At 59.4% G+C, this 22774-nt stretch carries 22 protein-coding genes and 1 tRNA gene; 14 read left to right on the top strand and 9 right to left on the bottom strand.

Features of this window, described 5'->3' with window-relative positions; genetic code table 11:
• Position 1: 1 nt before the first annotated feature.
• The 4 genes from ACP7BE_RS05715 to ACP7BE_RS05700 form a co-directional block, all read right to left on the bottom strand.
• Positions 2-1018 carry an ABC transporter permease gene (locus tag ACP7BE_RS05715; RefSeq protein WP_095002833.1) on the bottom strand — a complete coding sequence of 339 codons (1017 nt, stop codon included), beginning with the start codon at positions 1016-1018 and terminating at the stop codon, positions 2-4.
• Between the two features lie 75 nt (positions 1019-1093).
• Positions 1094-2674 (bottom strand): ABC transporter substrate-binding protein, encoded by a 1581-nt coding sequence (locus ACP7BE_RS05710; RefSeq protein ID WP_095018639.1) that lies wholly within the window; start codon positions 2672-2674, stop codon positions 1094-1096.
• A gap of 150 nt (positions 2675-2824) precedes the next feature.
• Positions 2825-3376 (bottom strand): D-alanyl-D-alanine dipeptidase, encoded by a 552-nt coding sequence (gene ddpX, locus ACP7BE_RS05705; RefSeq protein WP_095002831.1) that lies wholly within the window; start codon positions 3374-3376, stop codon positions 2825-2827.
• A 38-nt stretch (positions 3377-3414) separates the two neighbouring features.
• A complete protein-coding gene (locus ACP7BE_RS05700) occupies positions 3415-4278 on the bottom strand; it encodes a MurR/RpiR family transcriptional regulator (RefSeq protein ID WP_095018640.1) in 864 nt (287 codons plus the stop codon).
• Between the two features lie 429 nt (positions 4279-4707).
• Here ACP7BE_RS05700 and ACP7BE_RS05695 point away from each other — a divergent pair, with 429 nt between their 5' ends.
• Positions 4708-5133: an SRPBCC family protein gene (locus ACP7BE_RS05695; protein ID WP_150628152.1), complete on the top strand. Its 426-nt coding sequence runs from the start codon at positions 4708-4710 to the stop codon at positions 5131-5133.
• A complete protein-coding gene (locus ACP7BE_RS05690) occupies positions 5130-5558 on the top strand; it encodes a MarR family winged helix-turn-helix transcriptional regulator (RefSeq protein WP_426105084.1) in 429 nt (142 codons plus the stop codon). The genes ACP7BE_RS05695 and ACP7BE_RS05690 overlap by 4 nt, the downstream gene beginning before the upstream one ends.
• A gap of 199 nt (positions 5559-5757) precedes the next feature.
• Here ACP7BE_RS05690 and ACP7BE_RS05685 read toward each other — a convergent pair.
• A tRNA-Leu gene (locus ACP7BE_RS05685) sits at positions 5758-5844 on the bottom strand.
• Between the two features lie 290 nt (positions 5845-6134).
• Here ACP7BE_RS05685 and ACP7BE_RS05680 point away from each other — a divergent pair.
• Both ACP7BE_RS05680 and ACP7BE_RS05675 read left to right on the top strand, forming a co-directional pair.
• Entirely contained in the window at positions 6135-7181 is a 1047-nt protein-coding gene (locus ACP7BE_RS05680; protein ID WP_095020707.1) for an EamA family transporter, read from the top strand.
• A 46-nt stretch (positions 7182-7227) separates the two neighbouring features.
• Positions 7228-7824: a DedA family protein gene (locus tag ACP7BE_RS05675; protein WP_095003319.1), complete on the top strand. Its 597-nt coding sequence runs from the start codon at positions 7228-7230 to the stop codon at positions 7822-7824.
• Here ACP7BE_RS05675 and ACP7BE_RS05670 read toward each other — a convergent pair.
• Genes ACP7BE_RS05670 through ACP7BE_RS05660 form a run of 3 tightly spaced genes read right to left on the bottom strand, consistent with a single transcriptional unit; the run spans position 7811 to position 9713 of the window.
• Positions 7811-8533, bottom strand: coding sequence for an anti-sigma factor (locus ACP7BE_RS05670; RefSeq protein WP_150628121.1), 723 nt, complete (start codon positions 8531-8533; stop codon positions 7811-7813). The genes ACP7BE_RS05675 and ACP7BE_RS05670 overlap by 14 nt on opposite strands.
• Complete coding sequence (locus ACP7BE_RS05665) at positions 8530-9123, bottom strand: sigma-70 family RNA polymerase sigma factor (RefSeq protein ID WP_404824632.1); 594 nt, start codon at positions 9121-9123, stop codon at positions 8530-8532. The genes ACP7BE_RS05670 and ACP7BE_RS05665 overlap by 4 nt, the downstream gene beginning before the upstream one ends.
• A gap of 50 nt (positions 9124-9173) precedes the next feature.
• Positions 9174-9713 (bottom strand): DUF3455 domain-containing protein, encoded by a 540-nt coding sequence (locus ACP7BE_RS05660; RefSeq protein ID WP_095003322.1) that lies wholly within the window; start codon positions 9711-9713, stop codon positions 9174-9176.
• Between the two features lie 226 nt (positions 9714-9939).
• Between ACP7BE_RS05660 and ACP7BE_RS05655 the strand changes: the two genes are divergently transcribed.
• Together ACP7BE_RS05655 and ACP7BE_RS05650 are read left to right on the top strand one after the other, a co-directional pair.
• The gene (locus ACP7BE_RS05655; protein WP_150628120.1) at positions 9940-10476 is read left to right on the top strand and encodes a DUF4174 domain-containing protein; all 537 of its coding nucleotides are present in this window, start codon (positions 9940-9942) and stop codon (positions 10474-10476) included.
• Between the two features lie 227 nt (positions 10477-10703).
• Positions 10704-11315, top strand: coding sequence for a LysE family translocator (locus ACP7BE_RS05650; RefSeq protein ID WP_095003324.1), 612 nt, complete (start codon positions 10704-10706; stop codon positions 11313-11315).
• On the opposite strand, the gene punR is transcribed toward ACP7BE_RS05650, so the two are convergent.
• The gene (gene punR, locus ACP7BE_RS05645; RefSeq protein ID WP_150628119.1) at positions 11251-12210 is read right to left on the bottom strand and encodes a DNA-binding transcriptional activator PunR; all 960 of its coding nucleotides are present in this window, start codon (positions 12208-12210) and stop codon (positions 11251-11253) included. The genes ACP7BE_RS05650 and punR overlap by 65 nt on opposite strands.
• Before the next feature lie 119 nt (positions 12211-12329).
• On the opposite strand from punR, the gene punC reads away from it, so the two are divergent.
• The 8 genes from punC to ACP7BE_RS05605 all read left to right on the top strand — a co-directional run bounded on the left by punC (position 12330) and on the right by ACP7BE_RS05605 (position 22667).
• Positions 12330-13511 (top strand): purine nucleoside transporter PunC, encoded by a 1182-nt coding sequence (gene punC, locus ACP7BE_RS05640; protein WP_426105079.1) that lies wholly within the window; start codon positions 12330-12332, stop codon positions 13509-13511.
• A gap of 261 nt (positions 13512-13772) precedes the next feature.
• Positions 13773-14750 (top strand): WD40/YVTN/BNR-like repeat-containing protein, encoded by a 978-nt coding sequence (locus ACP7BE_RS05635; protein ID WP_426105077.1) that lies wholly within the window; start codon positions 13773-13775, stop codon positions 14748-14750.
• Positions 14747-17173: an efflux RND transporter permease subunit gene (locus ACP7BE_RS05630; RefSeq protein ID WP_426105075.1), complete on the top strand. Its 2427-nt coding sequence runs from the start codon at positions 14747-14749 to the stop codon at positions 17171-17173. The genes ACP7BE_RS05635 and ACP7BE_RS05630 overlap by 4 nt, the downstream gene beginning before the upstream one ends.
• Positions 17174-17328: 155 nt before the next feature.
• Positions 17329-18573, top strand: a complete 1245-nt coding sequence (locus ACP7BE_RS05625) for a helix-turn-helix transcriptional regulator (protein WP_370688638.1) — start codon at positions 17329-17331, stop codon at positions 18571-18573.
• An 89-nt stretch (positions 18574-18662) separates the two neighbouring features.
• Positions 18663-19430 carry an SDR family oxidoreductase gene (locus ACP7BE_RS05620; RefSeq protein WP_426105072.1) on the top strand — a complete coding sequence of 256 codons (768 nt, stop codon included), beginning with the start codon at positions 18663-18665 and terminating at the stop codon, positions 19428-19430.
• 16 nt (positions 19431-19446) lie between these two features.
• On the top strand, positions 19447-20280 hold the full coding sequence (locus ACP7BE_RS05615; protein ID WP_095003330.1) for an SDR family NAD(P)-dependent oxidoreductase: 834 nt from the start codon (positions 19447-19449) through the stop codon (positions 20278-20280).
• 208 nt (positions 20281-20488) lie between these two features.
• Positions 20489-21526, top strand: coding sequence for a Rieske 2Fe-2S domain-containing protein (locus ACP7BE_RS05610; RefSeq protein ID WP_095003331.1), 1038 nt, complete (start codon positions 20489-20491; stop codon positions 21524-21526).
• Positions 21527-21653: 127 nt separating this feature from the next.
• A complete protein-coding gene (locus ACP7BE_RS05605; RefSeq protein ID WP_150628117.1) occupies positions 21654-22667 on the top strand; it encodes an AraC family transcriptional regulator in 1014 nt (337 codons plus the stop codon).
• Positions 22668-22774: the final 107 nt, after the last annotated feature.

Below are 22774 nucleotides of genomic sequence, written 5' to 3'. Positions count from 1 at the left end.
TTCAATTCACCTCGCCGATGCGCGGGTCGATCACGCGGTACAGCAGATCGATGGCCATGTTCAGCAGTACATAGATAAACGACACCAGGATGGCGAAGCCCATCACCGCCGGGAAATCCAGGGACTGGATCGACTTGACCACATAGGCACCCATGCCCGGCCAGGCGAATACGGTTTCGGTCAGGACTGCACCGTAGAGCAGGTCGCCGAGGGTCAGCCCGAGCACCGTGACCGAAGGGATCAGTGCGTTGGGCAAGGCGTGGCGCAGGATCACGGTCCATTTCGACAAGCCATAGGCGCGGGCGGTGCGGATATAGTCCTCGCCCAGCTGGTCGAGCATGGCAGAACGAATTTGCCTCGAGATAACCCCAAGGGTCACAAAGCCCAGGGTGGCTGCGGGCAGGATCAGGTGCTTGAGTGCATCGACAAACAGGCTGAAGTTACCCGCCAGTAATGCGTCAATCAGGTAGAAGCCGGTAATTGTCGACGGTGGTGTCAGACCTTCGGACAAACGCCCGCCGCCAGGCAGCCAGCCGAGGTGGCCGTAAAACAGCACGATGGCGCCCAGGCCCAGCCAGAACGCCGGGGTCGAGATGCCGGTCACGGCCAGTGTGCGGGCGATCTGGTCAATGGCACGATTGTGATAGACCGCCGACAGCACACCCAGCGGCACGCCGACCAGGATGGCCAGAAACAGCGCCACCAGTGCCAGTTCCAGGGTGGCCGGGAAGAACGCCTGCAAGTCTTCCAGCACCGGACGATTGGTGCGGATCGAGGTGCCCAGGTCGCCCTGCACCAGGTCGAGCACGTAACGGCCGTATTGCTGGTACAGCGGCAAATCCAGGCCCAGTTGATGACGGATGCCGGCCACCAGCGCATCGCTGGCCCGGTCACCGGCGATCAGCCGGGCAGGGTCGCCGGGAATCAGGTGGGAAATGGTAAAGGTAATCAGCGAGACACCGAACACGACCAGTAACAGGCCAAGCAGGCGCTTGCGCAACAACGTCAGGAAGGCCATAGGGCACCTCAGTCACTCTAACGACAGAAATCCACAACCGTGCGCGCCATTGCCGGCGCGCACGCAGCAGCAGCTTTACTTGCTCATGCTGCCCAGGTTGAACACTTGCTCAAGCATGGGATTGAACACATAGCCTTTGACTGAATCACGCATTGGCAGGGTGTAGCTCTTTTGAAAGAGGTAAACGTAAGCGCTGTCGGCGAGCACTTGTTTTTGCGCCTGCTGGTACAGCTCGGTGCGCTTGCCCGTGTCGCTGGTGGTTGCCGCTTCACGGATAAGGGTGTCGACCTGGGGGTTGCTGTAGAACGAGCGGTTGCCCTGCAGACCCTGCATTTTTGAGTCGAACCAGAAGTTCATGAACATGTAGGGGTCGGCGAAGTCCGGGCTCCAGGTGCCGACGGCGATGTCATAGTCGGCCTGGCCGACACGTTCGCGCAGGGTGGCGTTGGCGGTCTTTTCCAGCTTGAGGTTGATGCCCAGGGGCATCAGCGCGGCTTGCAGGGTCAGGCCGATCGGTTCCCAGTTGGCGTCCTTGTCCGAGTACATGTAGCTCAGGTTGGTGATTTTCTTCGGCACTTTGGCCAGGCTGTCGGCGGCCGCCTGCATGTCCTGTTTCATGGCGGGCAGCGAGCTGTCGTAGGCCCACATGCCGTCCGGGATCGGCCCGTTGAGCAATTCGGCCTTGCCCTTGAGAATACCCTTGACGATACCGTTGTAGTCCACGGCCTCGGTGATGGCCCGGCGCGCATCGACGTTGGTCAACGGGCCCTGCTTGTTGTTCAGGTACAGGTAGGTGACCCGCAGCGACGGGTATTCCTTGACCACCACGCCTGGCTTGCTGGCCAGTGAGCCGAGCTGGTCTTCAGGCATGTCTTCGATGATGTCCAGGTCACCGCGCTCCAGTTGCAGGCGGCGTACCGAAGGCTCGGCGATGATTTTCAGTACCACGGTTTTCAACGCCGGCTTGGCCCCGGCGTAGTGGGGGTTGGGTTCCATGGTCAGGGACTGGCCTTTCTGCCAGCTGGCCAGACGGTATGGGCCCGAGCCTGCGGTATGGCTGGAGAGCCAGGCGTTGGCTTCAGCGCCCTTGTTGGCCACCAGCGGGTTGACGATGGACGCGCCATTGTGGGCCAGGGTAAACAGGAACGGTGCGAACGGGGTTTTGAGGGTAAAGCGGACGGTTTGCGGATCAACCACTGCGACCACCATGTCTTCCGGGAATGCACCCGACGGCCCTTGCTTGAGGGTCATCAGGCGATCGAAGGAAAACTTGACGGCGTTGGCGTCGACTTCAGTGCCGTCATCGAACTTGTTGCCGGTTTTGAGCTTGAACTCCCAGACCAGGTTGTCCGGCGACACAGTCCAGCTCTCGGCCAGGTCACCCTGGACTTCGGTGCTGCTTTTTTCGCCGTCGGTCTTGTAGCCCACCAGTCGCTGGTACGACGGGTAGGTGATGGTCCAGTCGTTGTTGTCGAAGGTCACGGCCGGATCCAGGGTCTGCGGGTCGGCAGGCTTGCCGATAATCAGCGTGTCCTGGGCGGTGGCCGCGGTTGCGGCTTGCCAGGCCCCTAGGCTCAGGGCGGCGCAGAGCAGGCCAGGCAGCAGTGAGCGGGTACGTGAAGCGGTGGTGCGGGTCACGGTATCAGTGAGGGTCATGCCGGTTTCCTTCAACATTTGATGTCTGGAAGTAGGTTTATTTTTGGAATCTATAACCGGGCAGTAGCAGGTCAAGCAGGTGTGCAGCGTTTTCTTGTTGTCTTCAAACAGTGGCGCTGGCCTCGAAACTCTGTGGTTTCGTGGGCCGTATCATTCGTTGATCAGGGGGTAGTCGTCGGCGTTGGGCAACTCGTAATGCCACCACTCAGTGGCAATTGCGTGGAACCCGGCGATCAGCATGATGCCCAGCAGCAGCAGGCGATTGCGCTGCACGTTGACCGGCAGGTCGGGGTAGAACTGATGGGACTGGTCTTGCATCGCGTCAAAGGCGGTGCCCATGTCCAGCGGCTGGCCGTCGCTGTCCACCAGGGTCAGGTCCACGGCGACGCCGCGGCTGTGATGGGAGCCCAGGTGCGGGTCGCGCACGTAGTCGCCATTGGGCAGGGCTTCCCATAACAAAAACTGTGCATAGGGCGGTCGGTAGGCGTCATAGATACGCAGGGTAAAACCCGCCAGGCTGGCCAGCTCGACGGCCTTGCGCAAGCACTGGGCGGCATCGCGATGCAGCTGGCAGCGGGCGTTGGGGTAGATCACTTTGCCGGCCAGGTTGTCGGCGGTGGCATAGATCATCTCGATCTGCACCTGGTACTGCTCGGCATCGATATCAACGAGCGGGCTCGGGCTTGCAACGCTTTGGTTCACACAAACACTCCAGTGCTGTTTTGTTTTGGGCGAGGGGCTCAGCCTTCGAACTGGCCGAAAGCTTTTTGCAACTGACGGTTTTTGGCCAGGCGTGCATCCAGATGCTCGCCGTATTTTTCCGCGACGGCCGACACCAACAGGTTAAGCAGGCACGCCAGGGGGGCCGGTGAATCCCAGAACTGGCCAACATCGGTCTTGATCTGCAACAGATCCAGGGTCGGGTAGTCCCGGGCCCATGGGCACTGCAGATCGGTGATCAGGGCCAGCGGTAAATCGTTGTCGATGGCGGCGTCACAGAAGGTCTGGGTGACGCTGGAATAGGCGCGAAAATCGGCAATGATCGCGTAGGGGTTGGCAAAGCCGGAGTTCAGGGTTTCGGCATAGATGCCGGAAAGGCCGTCAACGTAATAGACCTTGGGGCGGATGTATTCGAGGTGGCTGTGAAACGCGGTGAGAATCCCGCGGGTGGACTGGATGCCGAGGATAAACACCGCATCGGCTTGATGAATGCGCTGCACGATACGGGCAAAAGCGTCGCTGCGGGCCAGGCCGTAAACCTGCTGGATGGCCTCGACTTCGCGGTGCATGGAGCGTTCTAGGGCATCGTCGTTGGTGTTTTCGGCGCGAAAGGCGCCGATGCGGTCGGTGATCAGCCAGGAGCCGGGTGCGTCACCGCGCAGGCTCTGCTTGACCTCATCGAGGTTCTGATAACCCAGCGAGCGCAAGAACCGGCCTACGGAAATGCCGCTGGTGCTGGCCTGCTGGGCAATGCTGTCGGCAGACTCGAACGGCAACTGCTGCGGATTGCCCAGCAAATAACTGGCGATGCGCTTGCCGGTGGGGGTCAGGTTGGAGAACTCATGTTCCAGCAACTGAAGAAAACTGTTCTTTTCCGGGGACATAGGAGCACGCCAAGCATGTGATTGTTATCGGCGTGTCATTTTCTCGCCTTCTGTTAGCAACATAACATTTGTTTTCGAAACAACACAATGTCTTTTCTGCGGGTTGCGTTTTTTCAGTAATGGCGTGTTTTTAACGGTTGCAACGAGCACCCTCGGGGCTCGCCTGGCAGTCAGAGCGCGATGCCCCTTTGACCGGATGTAAATCTCGATCATCACGACCGTTGTATGCCCCAGCTGGCCACTGAGCCTGAGTCGTATCTCGGCGGTGTGCTTATTGTATTGCCGGTGATGAGCAGGGAGTCCAACTCTGGAGCTGAGTCCTAAGAGGATCGTGTTTGTAGCGATTTTTATCAGCCGTTCCTGGTGTGTGGTTTTATATTGTAAATGCATTTACAATTATTTTGACCCTACAGACGCAAGGCAAAGGCCATGGAAATCAAAGAGTCTATTGAAATCAGATCGACCCCCGCGCAAGTGTTCCGCTTGTATAGGGATGCGGGACGGTGGGCTGACTGGGACCCAGAAGTGAGTAGTGCCAGCTTGCCTGGCGGTCTCAAGTTGGGAGCCAAAGGTTGGCTTAAACCCAGGGTAGGGCCCAAGGCTGGCATTCAGATTGTTGAGATGACCGAAGAAAAGTCGTTTTCGGCGCAAAGCCGTTTGCCGTTATGTCGCATGGAATTCGGGCACCTGCTCATGGAAAAAGAGGGGGGCACTGTCGCAACTCACTGGGTTGAATTCTCCGGGCCATTGAGCTTTCTGTTTCGATACCTGATAGGTAGATCCATCCAGGCAGCGTTACCCAATACGATGCAGGGGCTTAAGAAGTCCAGTGAAGCCCGGGCAAGCTCCCTATGAGTGTGAGCAAGGACGGCGTCGAGGAGAACTGGAGTGGTTCTGCCTTCGTGGGGCCAAGCGACAGCCCAGGATTCAGACTCTGGCGCGACTTTTTGGACTGGCAGCGTCAACTTAATGTCCGCTTGAAGCCCTTGGGGCTTACCCAGCCACAGTTCGCTATCCTGGCTGTAAGTGGTTGGCTGACTAGAGAGGGCGAGCAGGTGACTCAGCATGGAATCGCCAGTTTTACCGGTATGGATCGCATGCATATTTCGCAAATCATATCCCGCCTGGGTAAGGACGGGCTTATTGAAAAGCAAGTGAACCCGCAAGATCATCGCGCAAATCTGGTGTCACTTAGCGAAGAGGGCCACCGACGATTGCGTGCTGCTATGCCGATTGTTGAAGGCTTCGACAAAGAGTTCTTTCTAACGCGCAACACCTGATTACCTGTCTGGAAATCAGGTGTGATAACCCCCGAGCCCGGCCTAGTGCTGGGCTTTGTGTTTGCGCAGGAGAATGACGCCCGTTTTGGCAGGAAGACAGAGAAGGGGTAAAAAACAGAATTGCGGAGCGGTCTGAATTTTTGCGGTGCAAAAAACAAAGGGCCCGCACGAAGAATCTCATGCAAGCCCTTGATTTGTTTGGTGCCCGAAGCCGGAATCGAACCGGCACGTCCTTACGAACGGGGGATTTTAAGTCCCATGCGTCTACCAATTTCGCCATTCGGGCGGTAGCGCTATAAAGCGGGTCACGAAGGAAGGTGCTTTAACAAAGAAAGTACTCAGAGCCTGCGCAACAGGTGGACGAATATATAGAGCCTGCGCTCATGAGGCAAGGTCGATAGTGTCCATTGTGGTACATTTTTTTTCTCCGTGCCTGGGTAAAACCGTCGAAAAATCATAGATATATGCACCACGCCGGGGGTGCCCCTGCTGTGTTGAGGGTATTTGCAGCGCTGCTGCGGCGCGTATTCCCGAGTAGGCTAGGCTGCTTGCACAGCTGGGACATGAGTGGGCGTGATGAATACGAGTGTGATTTACGCATTGGCAGCGGCAGCGCTGTTCGGGGCCAGTACGCCATTGGCCAAGCTGCTGGGTACCGAGGTCTCGCCGGTGATGCTGGCCGGGCTGTTGTACCTGGGCAGTGGCCTGGGTTTGCTGTTGGTGCGCTGTGTACGCGATCGGGGCTGGAAGCCCTCGGGTCTGGGTGCCGGTGAATGGCCCTGGCTGCTCGGCGCAATTGTATTTGGCGGGATCCTGGGCCCCGTGGCGTTGATGTTCGCTTTGACCCTCACCAGCGGGGCGACGGCTTCGTTGATGTTGAATCTTGAACCAGTGCTCACGGCACTGCTGGCCTGGGTGGTGTTCAAGGAAAACGCAGACCGGCGAATCGTGCTGGGGATGCTGGCAATCATTGCCGGCGGCGTTGTGTTGTCCTGGCCATCCGGGGCATCTGCGGCGGTGTCGCTTTCCTGGCTTGGGCCATTGGCGGTGGGGTTTGCCTGTTTCTGTTGGGCGGTCGATAACAATCTGACGCGCAAGGTATCTGCTTCTGATGCGCTGTATATCGCGGGCGCCAAGGGCCTTTTCGCGGGGTTGGTGAACTGTGCGATTGCATTGGCTTTGGGGGCGAAGGTTCCGTCGTTTGGGGTACTGAGCCCGACCCTGCTTATCGGTTTCCTGGGCTACGGTGTCAGTTTGGTGCTGTTTGTCCTGGCATTACGCGGCCTGGGGGCGGCGCGCACCGGGGCGTACTTTTCAACGGCACCTTTTCTGGGGGCGGCAATTTCCATTGTGCTGCTGGGCGAGTCGGTATCGCTGCTGTTCTGGCTGGCTGCTGGCTGCATGATTGTCGGGGTCTGGCTGCATCTGACCGAGCGCCATGAGCATGAGCATTTACATCAGCCGCTGGAGCACTCCCATCGCCATACCCACGATGAACATCACCAGCATGAGCATGCCGCAGATATTCCTGCGGGCAAGGCTCACAGTCATGCACATCAGCATTCGGTCATCAGCCATAACCATCCGCATTTCCCGGATATCCATCATCGCCACCGGCACTGAGCCATTGCGTTTTAAACCCTGATTTCAATGGAGCTATGGATCGCGCATGTTTGAACATATTGACTTCAATTACCTGCTGGCAACGTATGGTTACCTGGCCATTTTTATCGGCTGTTTGCTCGAAGGTGAAACCATTCTGATCCTCGGGGGGATGGCGGCACACCAGCATGTCCTCAAGCTGTTGCCGGTGATTGGTTATGCCAGCCTGGCGGGGATGCTGGGTGATCAGTTGTTGTTCTGGCTCGGGCGTTATTTCGGTGCTCGCCTGTTGCCCCGCCTGCACAAACAGCAGGCCGCTATTGATCGCGTGACGCAGTTGATTGGCCAGTATCCGACGGTGTCCATTTTTTCGGTGCGGTTTTTGTATGGCATGCGCCTGATCGGGCCCATGGTGATCGGTGCCAGCAAGGTCTCGCCATTGAAGTTTCTCTGCATCAATGCCGTGGGCGCGGCCGTGTGGGCAACGCTGTTTGCCAGTGGCGGCTATTGGGCCGGGGAGTTTCTCGAAGGCGTACTGGGCGACCTTAAGCCCTATCGCTTGCCGATCGCCCTGGGCGTGGTCGCATTGATGGTGGTGGTGGCCGTTGCCCGTCACTACAGGGCGAAAACCAGGGCGAAAACCAAAGCGGTCAAATCACTTTGACAGCCCGGCCGATAAACTGGATCGGCCCTGTCGGCTTGCCTGTTGTCGAACCGTTGGGGCCTTCCAGGGTCAGCTCGAAAAGTTGATTGGGCGACAGCGGCGGCAGGCGATCCAGTGGCAGTGACAGCACTTGTCCCGGCTTGACCAGCCCCAGGGACACCGGCCCGGCCCAGTCGTCGGCCTTGGTCCAGAACTCCAGGGCCTTGTCGCCGGGCACTTGCGCGACGCCAAGGGGGATCAGCTGGATGTGTTCACGATCGTTGGCCTGGATGACCCAACCGGGTGCCTGACTTTGTGGTGCCACCAGAACCACCACATAGGCGGGCGGTGAGATGGCTGGGGTCACGGACCACAATGCCACGCCCAGTGTCAGCGTTGCGGCCAGGCCTGCGGCCGTCAGGCCGCGCCACAATGGCAGACGGTTCCACCAACCAGTACGGGCCTGTGTTGGCGAGGCTGGGACATTCAGGGCGTTCAGGCTGCGCTCGATTCTCGGCCACAGCCGCTCTGAAGGCTGTTGCGCCGGGGCAAGGTCGTTGAGGGGCAACAGTCGCGCTTCCCAGCGATCGACTGCGGCCTGCAGATCAGGCTCATGGGGCAGGCGTTGCTCAAGCGCACGCCGTTGTTGCCCATTGAGCGTGCCCAGCACGTATTCGCCCGCCAAGGCATCGAGATCGGCCGGTTCGCTATTGTCAGGTGTAAAAGTCATCCCATGCACTCGCGCAAGGCGCTCAGGCTGCGTTTGATCCAGGCTTTTACGGTGCCCAGAGGGGTGTCCAGTTTGTTTGCAATTTCTGCATGGGTATAGCCGTCAACATAAGCATGCACAATGCAGGAGCGTCGGGCCGGGTCGAGTTGCTCAAGGCAGCCGTATATGCGCTCGCAGCCATCCGGCCATTGCAGTGGGTCCTGCATCTGGTGGCGACCGTCGAGAGTGGCCAGAGGTTGCAAGGCCAGTTCGCTGCTTTCGCTGACTTGAATTTCCAGGCGAGTGTCGCGCCTGCAGTTCAGGGCCAGATGCCGGGTCAGGCTGAAAATCCAGCCTCGTGCAGAACCGCGCCCGGGATCGAAGCTGGCGGCGCGCATCCAGATTTTGATAAAAGCGTCATGCACGATGTCCTCAGCCAGTGCGCTGTCGCGGGCAATGCGTTTGGCTACCCCCAGCAAGCGCGCGCTTTCCTGGGCATACAGGGCCACCAGCGCCTGCTGCTCGCCGCGGGCGCAGGCCAGCAGGCAGGCTTCATAGTCAAATAGTGGCTCAGGTAGTGTCACTGTGTTCCGCCGTTGCAGATGGGACATCTCCGGTCATTGCCCGGTCTCCATCGAAGCAGCGTAGACGATGTAACGCATTAGCGGCTGGCCCAGAAAATGTAATCGGCCTGGTATGGCACTACTTGTCGCTGGCCCTTGTTGGCGGCTGTGCAGGCGCTGGCAGGTGCCGCACCGCCCTTGAGTGCCACACGCTGGATGTAACTCACACCGTTCATGGCACCTTTGCCCTCGGCAGGATTGGCCTTGACCAGTTGATAGGGCAGGTTGCCAGCCCCGGCAGGGGCCACTGCGAGCTGGGTGCCGGTGACTTTGGAACCGTCCAGGGCTTGCCAGGTCGCGGGCGGGCCAAAGTAGCTACCAACTTGTTTACCAGTTGTGTCATTGAGCTGAGCTTTTGGGCCTACAAAAAACCACTCCATTTCGCCTGGAGTGCTGGCTTTTTCTTTGCACTCATATGTGATTTCGCCTACACCAACTGTTGTCATTGCCATCTTGTGGCCGTCGGGAACTCTAATGTTCTCGGGCAAATTCGACTGTGCCCAGGCGCCCTGGGCTGCCACCAGCAGCATGGCGGCAAGTGTCAGGCTGGCATGGCTGATCAAAGGTTTTGCGTTCATGTTCCGATCTCCTGATGGGATAACAGCACGCTGCTGTTACGGGTACTACCCGCAGCAGGAGGATTTGGATGCAGTTGCAAAAAATAAACTTGAAAGGCAAAGTCCGGGAACCCGGTTGCGTGACGGATCCCTTGGCCTAAGCTTGGGAATACAGGCTCAACGCCAAGGGTTTCAAGGCATTGGCAGCACGTTCGCGAAGCCGGTCCGATAATAAAAGGAGATCTGGATGTTTATCCGTTTATTGATCCTTGCTTCTGTGCTGGTTGCAGGCACGGTGCAGGCCGTTGAAGTTCCAAGCCCGCTTGAACAGGACCGCGGCAAGTTTCGCCCGCTGGTAGTGGTCGCCCGTGCAGATGCCGACCCAACCCTGGTCAACCTCAAAAAAGCCCTTGAAGATCCGGCCAGCAAGCAGGCTTTTGACCAGCGCAATATGGTGCTCTATACGATTGTGGGCATTACAGGCAAACGCGATGGCAAGGACCTTGAACCCCAGAGCACCATGTCGCTGATTCGCGGGCTCAAGCCGGGGATGATTATCGACAAGGCCAAAGTGATCCTGATCGGCAAGGATGGGGAAAAGAAAGTCGAGACAGTGGGGGATGTTGACCTGGCCGAGCTGTTTAAAACCATCGATGCCTTGCCCGCTGCTGAAAAGGAAACCCAGGCACCGGTTGCGGTGGAGACGCCGGCCAAGGGCGCAGCCGCTGGCAAATCGACAAAGCCCGCCAAACCGGCAAAAGCGGCTCAGACCCTGGATGACTGAACACCAGCCAAAAAAAGGCCCGCTGGGGGAAGCGGGCCTAAATGGGATTCACTAAAGGAGTGGATCCAATCTAGGCGCAGCGATGTGAAAGTGATGTGAAAATTGCGCAGTCAAATCATTTGATCGGACAAATGTGTGTGGTCAAAATAATGGCCATCTGTAGCGCAATTCCGGCTCGGTAATCCGATAGTGTGAACACACCGCTCACCAGACTGCCGGATAACAAGATGCCGTTTTCCCTCGAACTGATTTCTGCCTTCGCACTCTTTGCCTTTGTTTCGTCCATCACCCCCGGCCCCAATAACACCATGCTGCTGGCATCGGGGGTCAACTTCGGCTTCAGGCGCACCATCCCCCATGCTCTGGGCATCAGCTTCGGCTTTATGTTCCTGGTGCTTGCGGTTGGATTGGGGTTGGGGGGTGTATTCAAGGCCGTGCCCATGGCCTACACCGTTTTGCGTTATCTGGGGGCGGCGTACTTGCTGTATCTGGCGTGGAAAGTCGCCACTTCGGGGCCGGTGTCCGAGTCGGGTGCGGCCCAGGGCAGGCCACTGGGCTTCTGGGGCGCGGCGGCGTTTCAATGGGTCAATCCCAAGGCCTGGGTGATGGCCATTGGTGCAATCACCACCTACACGCCGTCTCAGGGTTATATCGCCAACGTGTTTGTCATCGCGCTGGTCTTCGCCATCATCAACTTGCCCAGTGTCTGCGTGTGGGCCGGTTGTGGCAGTGCGTTGCGCAATGTGCTGACCCGGCCCAAGTGGCTGCTGGCATTCAACCTGACGATGGCGATTCTGCTGGTGGTGTCGCTGTATCCGATTCTGTTTGAGGTTCATTGAGCCATTCCTGGCTCAGGGTGGCGGTGTCACCCAGGTACTCCAATAGCCAGCTCATGGCCGGGGAATGGTTATTCTGTGCCCAGGCAATGCACGAAGGGCTGGCCGGAAAGGGCCGCTGCAGGTTCAGTGCAAGCAGTTGGCCCTGGTCGATCAGTGGCTGGGCCAGATGGGCGGGCACCATGCCGACACACAGACCGTCGCTCAAACAGGCCAGCCCCGAAGCCCAGTCGGGCACCATCATGCGGCGCTGGTTATCCAGGGTCCAGGTGTCGCGTTTGGGCAGGCTGCGTGAAGTGTCATCCATGCACAGTGCAGGGTAGGGGCGCAGGTGCTCATCACCCAGCAATCCGCCAATGGACGCCAGCGGATGCCGCGGGCTGGCGACGCACAGCCAGTGCAGAAAACCCATGTCGCGAAAGGCAAAGCTCCCCGCCACGGGCACTGCACGGGTGGCTCCGATAACCAGATCGGTACGGCCGTCTACCAAGGCATCCCACACACCGTTGTACACCTCGTATTGAACAATCAGTTCCACGTCGGGGAAATGCCGGTAGAAGTCGATGACCATCTGCTGGCAGCGCGGTTTTTTGATGATTGAATCCACGGCCACCCGCAACTGGCCGCTCCAGCCATTGGCAACCTGCTGGCAAAGGCGGCGGGTGCCGAGCATTTTTTTCATGACGTCGCGGGCTTCTTTGACAAACATCCGCCCGGCAGGCGTGAGTTCCACATCCCGGTGACGACGTACAAACAGCGGTACCGCCAGCCATTGCTCCAGTTGGCGCACGGTGTAGCTGACGGCGGAGGGAACGCGGTGCAGTTCCTGGGCTGCGCCACTGAAACTGCCGTGGCGGGCGACTGCATCAATTACATCCAGGGAGTATTCAGACCACATGGTTTTGCCTTCAAAAAATTCGATGCCAGTTGGCAATTATTATCGCTTCACAAGCAAATCCTCAGCTGGATAATGCGCGGCAGTCAACAAATTGTTTGATGGCAAGTTTTTGGGTGCACATGAAAAACACTTTTGGTTTTACCTGTTATCTCGCCGGGCTGAGCATGCTGGGCTACCTGGCAATGGATATGTACTTACCGGCATTTGGCACGTTGCGCAGTGAACTGGGGCTTTCAGCCGGTGCGGTGGGCGCGAGCCTGAGCATCTTTCTGGCCGGGTTCGCGATCGGCCAGTTGCTCTGGGGGCCGTTATCGGACCGCCTGGGGCGCAAACCGGTGTTGTTGGCGGGGTTGTCGCTGTTTGCCCTGGGGTGCGCGGGCATGTTCTGGGTGCAGGACAGTGTGCTGCTGTTGAGCCTGCGGTTTATTCAGGCCATCGGCATTTGCGCGGCGGCAGTAACCTGGCAGGCGCTGGTCATCGACCGATACCCGCCTGACCAGGCCAACCGCGTGTTTGCCGGGATCATGCCGCTGATGGGACTGTCACCGGCACTGGCTCCTTTGCTGGGGGCCGTGGTGCTGAGTCACCTGGGCTGGCAAGCGATTTTTGCGGTATTGCTGGGCCTGGCGGTGTTACTGATCGTACCCACGTTGCTGCTCAAGGAAAAACCCCGTGTGGCGCCAAAGGCAGTTAAAACCGGGGTGAGCTATTGGCAACTGCTGTGCACGGCTAAATTCAGTGGCAACGTCATGATCTTCGCCGCATGTTCGGCCAGCTTTTTCGCCTGGTTGACGGCCTCACCCTTTATTTTGGGCGATATGGGTTATAGCCCAAGCGATATCGGTTTGAGCTACGCGCTGCCTACTGTGGCATTTATGGTGGGTGGTTACAGCTGTCGCAGCGCGTTGCAGCGGATCAGTGGGCGGGCGTTGTTACCCTGGTTGCTGGTGGCTTACTGCGCAAGCATGGTCGGGCTGTATGGGGTTGCGACCCAGACCGTGCCGACGCTGACCACCTTGCTGATCCCGTTTTGTTTGATGGCGCTGGTTAACGGTGCGAGTTATCCGATTGTTGTCGCGAGCGCACTGATGCCATTTTCGGAGAACTCCGGCAAGGCGGCAGGTTTGCAAAATACGTTGCAGCTTGGGTTGTGCTTTTTGGGCAGCCTGCTGGTGTCGACCTTTATCAGCCAGCCGCTGCACATCACGGTTGAAGTAATGCTGGCTACGGCGCCGCTGGCGGTGCTGGGGTATTTTATTCAGCGACGCAAGGTGAAGGCGCAGGCATTAGTGGCGTCTTGAGGGGCAGGTCGCCCCGGTGATTTCAGCTCAACGAAAGCGCCGGATATCTATCCGGCGCGTCAGTCAAACCCGGCTATACGCTTGCACCCCCCATTCCAGCTAGGCCATTTGGACGATGTGCCTGTGACTCACCAGTCCGATTATCGAAGGAAGGTTCTGGACGCCTCGCCGAGGAGGCAGCCAGAGCATCCACGATAATAAAAAGAGGACTGGCTGCATGAACTCTGCCCAGCAACTGAATCGTGCAGCGAGGCATCGACCATGCGCTCAATAATTGGCTATCTGGTTTGCCTGATCGTCGCTGTCACCATCGCGTTTACCTTCTCTCCACGTCATGCCTCCGATGTCGCTTCGGCCCAGTTGCGGCCCGATCGTCTGCAAATCAACGGTATGTTGTATCTGGATAAGCGGGTGGTGGCCGTCGGCGAGCGCGGCAATATTTTGCTCAGCGACGATCAGGGGGGCTCGTGGCAGCCAGCGACGGTCAAGCCGCAGCGTGATCTGACCCTTACCGCACTGGTGGCGCTGCCGGATAAAAGCCTGCTGGCGGTCGGCCATGATGGCTGGATTGTGCGCTCAGAAGATGAAGGCGCCAACTGGTCAGAAGTGCGCTTCGACGGCGAAATCGCCGAGCCTTTGCTGGGCATCTGGAGTGCCGGCGGCAATCGTGTCCTGGCGTTCGGCAGTTTCGGCAAATTTTACCAGTCCGGGGATGACGGTCGCACCTGGCAAGCCCAGCCGCTGGAGGTGGATAGCGCTCACCTCAATGGCATGGATGGCGGAACAGACGGTCGCCGCATGGTGGTCGGCGAGCAAGGGCTGGTGCTGCGCAGCGACGATGCCGGGCACAGCTGGCACAAGCTCGAGCCGTTCTATAACGGCTCGCTGTTTGGTGTGGTACGCCTGAGCCCCGATCGTTGGGTGACCTATGGCATGCGCGGCCATGTGTTTGTCAGCCAGAACTTCGGCCAGACCTGGGAACCGGTAAAAGTCGGCAATCAATTGCCGCTCTACGGCCATGTCCTATTGCCCAACGACGGTGGCCTGCTGATTGTCGGTGCTGGCAGCTCGGTGGTACGCCTGGACGGCAAGGGTGAACTGGTCAGCGCTACGCGCTTGCCGGGGCTGGGAACTTTGACTTCGGCGGTAATGGTGGGCTCACGGCTGCTGGTAGGCGGCGAGCGCGGTGTGTTCCAGGGGACTGATGGCGGTTTTGCTGCCCTTGGAGGTGCCCGGTGAACAGTGAAAACAGTGTTGTAAATCGCACGGTCGAGCGTATTGCCGATTTGCTGATCGTCTGGCGCAAGAGCCTGTTGGCGCTGTTTGTATTATTAACCCTGGCCCTGGGTTACAGCGCCACACACACGCAACTGGACCCGGGCTTTAACAAGCAGATCCCGGTGCGCAATGCCTTTATGGTCAACTTTCTCAACTTCAGCCAGTACTTCACGGGGGCCAACCGTTTTCTGGTCAGTGTGAAGTGGAAAGGCGAAGGCGATATCTATAACCGCCAGTACCTGGAAACCCTGCGCAAAGTCACGGATGACGTGTTTTTTATCAATGGTGTGAGCCGTGCCAGTGTGACGTCGCTGTTCACCGCCAATGTGCGCTATATCGAAATCACCGAGGACGGTTTTTTCGGCGATGTGGTGATGCCACCGCGCTTTACCGGCACGGCCGAAGACTTGTCCCAGGCCCGCAACAACGTCGCCCGCTCCGGACAGGTCGGGCGTCTGGTGGCCAATGATCTGACCTCGTCGATGGTGCGCGCCGACCTGCAGGACATGGACCCGCAAACCGGCAAATCGGTGTCCTATGCCGAGGTGGCCCAGCGGCTGGAAGATATCCGTGCCAAGTACAGCAATGATGATATCGAGATCAACATCGTCGGCTTCGCCAAGCTGGTGGGGGACGTGGTTGAAGGCCTGACGACGGTCATCGGCTTTTTTGTGATTGCCTTTGTCATCACCGCGTTGATGCTGTGGGTCTATTCACGCTCATGGCGCCTTACGGTGGTTGCGCTGGCCGTGGCGCTGCTGCCGGTGGTCTGGCTGTTGGGGTTGCTGCCGTTGCTGGGGCTGGGGATCGATCCGATGTCGATTCTGGTGCCGTTTCTGATCTTCTCGATCGGCGTCTCCCATGCGGTGCAAATGACCAATGCCTGGAAACAGGATGTACTGGCGGGCAGCTCTGCGGTGCAGGCTGCGCACGGCGCTTTTTGCAAGATCTTCATCCCGGGTTCGCTGGCGTTGCTGATGAACGCCCTGGGTTTCGGCGTCATCATGCTGATCGACATTCCCATCGTGCATGAACTGGGCGTGACCGCATGCATCGGGGTGATGCTGATGATCATCACCAACAAGCTGATGCTGCCGATCATCCTGTCGTATCTCAAGCTTGAGCCGGGGGCGATGGCCCAAGGGCTCAAGGTGCAGGGCAAGCACGCGCTGTGGTGGCGGCTGTCGGCGCTGGCCGAGCCAAAACCGGCGCTGGCGGTGTTTGTGGTCAGCCTGCTGCTGCTCGGTGTCGGTGCCTGGAAGGCCCGGGATCTGGCAGTGGGCGATATCGGCGTGGGTGCGCCGGAGCTGCGCGCCGATTCGCGCTACAACCAGGACAACCAGAAGATCATCAACAGTTATTCGATTGGCCTGGATGTGATGTCGGTGTTCGTGCAGGTCAAGGGCATCGAAGAAGGTTGCCTGGCGCCGCAAGTGATGCGCGCCATTGAATCTTTCGACTTCCAGATCCGAAGCGTGGCGGGTGTGCAGTCAGTGCAGAGCGTGGCGGGCATGGGTAAAGCCGTGATTGCCGGCAATAACGAAGGCAACCCGCGCTGGTCGGCGATCCCAGGTTCCGAGCGCGGCCTGAGCCAGGGCTCTCGCGCTTACATGCCGGACGACGGCCTGGTGACCGAAGGCTGCCAGCGCATGCAGATCCTGGTGTTCCTCACCGATCACGAAGGGTCGACCGTGAGCCATGTAGTGGACGAAACCCAGCGCATCATCGGCGGCTTGCAAGGGCCAAACGTGGAGTTTCTGCTGGCCGGTGGCAACGTGGGGGTGATGGCGGCGTCCAACGAAGCGGTCAAGCAGGCCGAGGTGGTGATGCTCGCGGCGCTGTTCGGTTCGGTGGCGCTGTTCTGCTGGCTGACCTTTGGTTCATTGCGCGCGGTGCTGTGCATTCTGGTGCCGCTGGCCATCGTCGCGATCCTGTGCAACGCCCTGATGGCGACCCTGGGCATCGGCCTGAAAGTCGCGACCTTGCCAGTGATGGCACTGGGCGTGGGGGTGGGAGTCGATTACGGGATCTATCTGTACGAGCGGATTGCCCATGAAATGGCTGACGGCAAGGATCTGCGCACGGCGTTCTACCAGGCCATGTGCCAACGGGGTACGGCGGCAGTGTTTACGGCGCTGACCATGTCCATCGGCGTGTGTACCTGGGCCTTTGCTCCCCTGAAGTTCCAGGCTGATATGGGTGTACTGCTGTCCTTCATGTTTCTCGTCAACGTGCTCGGCGCAATCTTTTTGCTACCGGCGCTGGCGGCCTGGTTCAATTTGGCACGACCGTTGGTCAAGGTCAAAACCCGCCCGGCGCAAGCGACCGCCGGGCATTATCCGCTCAAGCCGAGCGTTGCTGCGAAGGACTCTTCAAACCGCTGAAGCAGACAGCTTGCCGGGCTTGTATGACGGCAGGCATACAGACACACTGAGTCGCTTTTGCACAGCTTTACGGATGTGGTGCAAAGGTTAGCCGCTAGTCATAAGAACAATAAAAAGGGCCGGTCATGAACCTGGCCCGAAGCGAGGATAAGTCCGTGGATACAGTGACCTTGAATCACCAGACCCTGGCCGGTCTGGGGCTTGAACTGGCCGATTACGATCAGATGGTCGGCAGCTTTTATGACGGTGCCCTGGACCCCAAAATAATGGGTCGTACCTTGTGTACCGTGCGTGGCATGTTCCGGGCCAACTACGCAACCCTGATCCTGCGAGTGCCCGATCAGCCCGATCTGGGCTTGATGATCGTTGCCGGAGATATCGAAGGCGAGGGCGAGCTGACCTATCAAACCTATCCGCAAACCAATACCCCCTTTGTCGGGCAGGCGCTGGACCAGGTATTTACCGTCGAAGACCTGATGAGCGAGAGCGAGTGGGTGCAGTCGGCCTATTTCAAGGCCTACTGCGGTCCGCAGAATGTCTATCACGTGATGGGCGCCGACATTTCCACACCCGATGGCGGCAAGCTGCGGTTTCGCATCACCCGGCCAAAGTCTTCCCCGGCTTTCTCCAGTGCCGAGCGTGCCCTGTGCAGCAGTTTTCTGCCGCATTTGCGCCGCGCCCTGCATCTGCACAACCTGCTCGATCGCAGCGAGTCCATGAGCGAGTTGTACGCCCAGGCCATCAGCCGCCTGTCGGTGGCGACCATCGTGCTCGACGAAACCGGCAAGGTTCTGCGCCTCAACCCGGTGGCCGAAGAAATCCTCAAGAACGCTGATGGACTCAAGTTGGTGGGGGGCAGGCTGGAAGCCACTTACCCCAGCGACAACCGCGAGCTGCAACGCCTGGTCAAGCACGCTTTCAGCCAGGAAGTGCGTGAGGGCGGGGCGACAGCCGATGCGATGTCCGTGACCCGGCCTTCGGGTCAGGTCAGCCTGGGGCTGGTGGTCGAGGCCATTCCGTCGCTGGAGTGGGCCGAAGGCAAGAGCAAGCCGGCGGCAGTGATCTATATCCGCGACTCGGTAGGCAAATCGCTGGCCAGTGAAGTGGTGACCAAACAACTGTTCAACCTGACCAAGGCCGAGACGGCGCTGGCGATGGAACTGGCCAACGGCTTGTCCCTGGAGGAAGCGGCGGAAAATCTGAATATCCGGCGCAACACCGCGCGGGCGCATTTGCGTTCGATCTTCTCCAAGACCGGTGTGCGCCGCCAGACCGAGCTGGTGAGGATTTTGCTGAACAGCGTGGTCGCGTTGGGAAAGCCCAAGTGCGCCTTGCGAGCGGCTGAGTCCGTGGTGGTGCCGGCGCCACAACTGGCGCGTCCGGTTCGTAAAAGCGCTTAAGGATTTATGCCCGCCGGCGAGGGTGTTTGCGCCACCGCCGGTTTTTCGTCAGCCAGGCCGCCTGCGCCTGCATCATCAAGGAAAGTCTTATGCCAGTTACTGCTGTCAGCGGTTCCGCTTCCGGGATCGGCGCCGCCGTGTGCGCGCAATTACGAGCTGCGGGCCACCGGATAATCGGAATTGACCGTGGCAATGCCGAAGTGGTCGCTGACCTTTCGACCCGTGCCGGGCGCCAGGCGGCAGTGGCGCAGGTGCTTGAGCAATGCGGCGGGGTCCTCGACGGGCTGGTGTGCTGCGCCGGGATCGGGGTGACCGCTGCTTCCAGCGGCCTGGTGCTGGCCGTGAACTATTTTGGTGTCAGTGAGCTGCTTGATGGTCTGGCCGATGCGCTGGCCAAGGGGGAGAACCCGGCTGCACTGGTGATTGGTTCAGTGGCGGCCACCCATTCGGGTGCCGAGCAGGAACCAATGGTTGCCGCGATGCTCGCCGGTGACGAGGCGAAGGCGTTGGAACTGGCCAATGCCCTGGGTCAGACGCACCTGGCCTATGCCGGTTCCAAGTATGCGGTGACCTGTGCCGCGCGGCGCAAGGCGGTGCAATGGGCCCCGCAAGGTATCCGTTTGAACGTGGTTGCACCGGGCGCGGTGGAAACCCCGCTGCATCAGGCGGCCAAGGACGATGCGCGGTTTGGCAAGGCCGTACGTGAGTTTGTCGCACCACTGGGGCGCTCGGGCACTCCTGAAGAACTGGCCCGGGTTGTGGCTTTTGTGCAATCGGCGCAGGCCAGTTTCATGACCGGCAGCGTAGTGTTTGTCGACGGCGGCATGGACGCAATGGTGCGTACACAGCGCTTCTGACCGCTAAGGGGCTTTTATGAACAAAGTGGCATTTATTACCGGCGCCAGTCGCGGCATTGGTCGTGCAACCGCGCTGGCCTTTGCCCGTGCAGGTTTTGATCTGGCCATCAGTGCGCGCAGCCTGGACGAAGGTCAAAGCCATGCCCACGGCTTGCGCAACCCGGATGGCACGCCGCTGCCCGGCAGTTTGAATGCCACCGCAGCGGCAATCCGTGAGCTGGGACGCAAGGCGCTGGTGGTGCCCATGGACCTGCTCGACAGTGAGTCGGTACTGGCCGCCAGCCAGGCTGTGTTTACCGAATATGGCCGGGTGGATGTACTGGTCAACAATGCCATCTACCAGGGCAGCGACCTGAATGTACCTTTTATGCAGTTGCAGCCCGAGACCCTGGAGCGAGTCTTTCAGGGCTATGTGATGACACCGTTCTTGCTGACCCGGGCGGTGGTCAGCCAGATGCTCGAGCAGGGCGGCGGTGTGGTGATCAACGTCACCTCCGGTGCTGGAGAAACCGATCCGCCGGTGGCAGCGGGCAAGGGCGGCTGGGGTTACGCCTATGGTGCGGGCAAGGCGGCAGTGTCGAGGCTGTCGGGCATATTGTCGGTGGAACTGGGGGAGCAGGGGATTCGTGCCTACACCCTCAACCCGGGTGTGGTGACCACTGACGCATTGCGCGCCACCATTGGTGACAAAGGCGTCATTGCCCTGCGTGCAGGCTCTGCGCCGCCAGAGGTACCAGCAGCGGTGATGCTGTGGCTGGCCACCCATGAAGGGGCGGTTGATCACCAGCGCAAGACCATTCACTGCCAGCCGTTTGCCCGTGAACACGGGATTGTCGAGGATTGGCGCTAAGCGCTCCCTCACCCTGACCCTCTCCCATGGGGAGAGGGGACTGACCGCACGCGGCCCAAAGATCACCGCAAACCAGCTCCCTCTCCCTGCGGGAGAGGGTTGGGGTGAGGGCAGCCCCTCTAGTCCATCTGAACGATGAGCCCACCCCGAACCTCGGTGAAGATCATCGGGTAAAGCGCCCTGGCCCTTAACCTGAGGAATAATAAAAATGACTAAACTCGCACACATCCACGTCGAGAATGCTTTGTCGCCCCGCTATGGTCGCGGCTGGCATTGCCTGGGCGAGGCAGACGAGTACCGTGATGGCAAGCTGCATACCCTGAATGTGTTCGGCTCGCGACTGCTGGCATTTGCCACGTCAAAGGGCGAGATCAGTGTGCTCGACGCCCATTGCCCGCATATGGGCGCCGACCTGTCCCAGGGCACTATCGAGAACGACCGTGTGGTCTGCCCCTTTCACCACTGGCAGTACGAAGCCAGCGGCAAGTGTGTCGAGATCCCTTACTGCAAGCGCATTCCGCCCAAGGCCAAAACCCGTGCCTGGCAGACCTGCGAGGTCAACAATCTGCTGTTTGTGTGGAACAACCCTGAAGGCAAGCCGCCCGCCGAAGATGTGGTGATCCCCCATCTACCGGAGCTGGACAGCGATGAGTGGCTGCACAGCTGGCATATGGACAAGCTGATCATCGACACCAACCCGCGCGAGCTGGTCGACAACCTGGTGGACGCCCAGCATTTCGGTCCGGTACATGGCACGCCGACCAAGTACTTCCACAATGTGTTCGAGGGGCATATCGCTCAGCAGATCTTCCATGGCGACTCCGAGCGGCTGGGCGGTGACCTGGTGGCCGAGTCGGCCTATTACGGCCCCGCGACGCACCTGACACGCATGAGCGCGGTGTTTGAAGGGCTGGAAATAAAGTCCATCCTGCTCAATTGCCACGTGCCGATCGGCCCCAACAGCTTTGAACTGCGTTTTGGCTGCATGGTGAAAAAAGTGCCGGGCTGGACCCATGAACAGAACGAAGCGCTGGCCGTGGATTATGTGCAGCGTAACCGCGACTCGTTCTATCAGGACGTTGATATCTGGACGCACAAGGTGCGCATCAACAACCCGGTGCTGGCCGAGGGCGATGGTCCGGTCTATCAGCTACGCGAGTGGTACCAACAGTTTTTCACCGACGAAGAGGGTGTGCCGGCGAGCATGGCCGAGCGTCGAGAAATCACCACGGTGGATAACCGCTGATTGATTGCCTGAGCCACGGGCCGCGCCGCTGGCGCTGCCCGTCCAGCGGCAAGTTACTGCTGGCTTTTTGATCCGTGCTGCTTAAGATGGCCGTCATCGATACGTCATCGGGCATGGAACAGGGCCAATGCTGAACAAGGACACCATCTCCATTCATCTGGTGCGTGAGGCACTGCTGCAAAGCTGCGCGCCGGGCGGTGCCACGGATGAAGTGCTGCACAAGGTCGGCATCGCGCGCGAGTTGCTTGACCAGCCGGATGCCCGTGTACCGGCCATGGTCTATGCGCGGATGTGGCGGTTGCTGGCGCGGCGCCTGGACGACGAATTTTTTGGCATGGACCCGCGCAAGTTGCGGGCCGGCAGCCTGGAGTTCATGTGCCGCTCGGCCATGGCGCAGCCAACCCTGGCCCGGGGGCTGGAGGTGGTACTGGGGTTTCTGTCGTTGATGCTGGAGCGTTTGCCTGCACGCCTGGTGCGTCAGCAAAGCGTGGCCGAGATTGTCCTGCACGAGCCTGAGCAACAGGCCAGCCGTGGTTTTACCTACTTTGCCTACTGGATGATCGTGCACGGTGTGGCCTGCTGGCTGGCCGGGCGCAGGATTCCGATTCTGGCCATTGAGCTGCGTTGTGCTGCGCCCGATTACTGCGAAGACTACGAAGTGATGTTCTCCGAGAACCTGCGTTTTGAGCGGCCACGCACGCGGATGATTTTTGCCGCTGATTGCCTGGATGCACCGATCAAGCGCAGCGATCAGGAGTTGAAACGGTTTTTGGCCGAAGCACCGGCCAATATTCTGGTCAAGTACCGCGACCCGCAAAGCCTGGCCAGTCAGATAAAACAGAATCTGCGCCAGTTGCCGGCCGTGCAGTGGCCCGAGACCCAGGGCATGGCGCAGGGTCTGTGCATGTCGGCATCGACCTTGCGCCGTCGCCTGGCGGACGAAGGGCAAACCTTTCAGGGGCTCAAGGACAGTGTGCGCAAGGAGCTGGCAATCGGCTGGCTGGCCGAGCCTGAGCACAGCTATGCCGACATTGCCCAGCGCCTGGGCTTTGCCGATACCAGCTCATTCTACAAGGCCTTTCGCAAATGGTCGGGGACCAACCCCGGGCATTACCGCGGGTTGATTTTGGGCGCGGTTTGAAAACCATTGGCGCCTCTGACTCTTCTGTCCCTTGAAGAGACTCTGTTGCCGATCAAGCCTTTTTGTGGGAGCGAGTCTGCTCGCGAACGACCTTCGCGAGCAGGCTC

The sequence above is a fragment of the Pseudomonas sp. TWR1-1-3 genome (assembly GCF_049896805.1).
In the GTDB taxonomy this organism is placed as follows: domain Bacteria; phylum Pseudomonadota; class Gammaproteobacteria; order Pseudomonadales; family Pseudomonadaceae; genus Aquipseudomonas; species Aquipseudomonas bubulae.
This window is presented reverse-complemented; position numbering and strand designations above follow the sequence as displayed.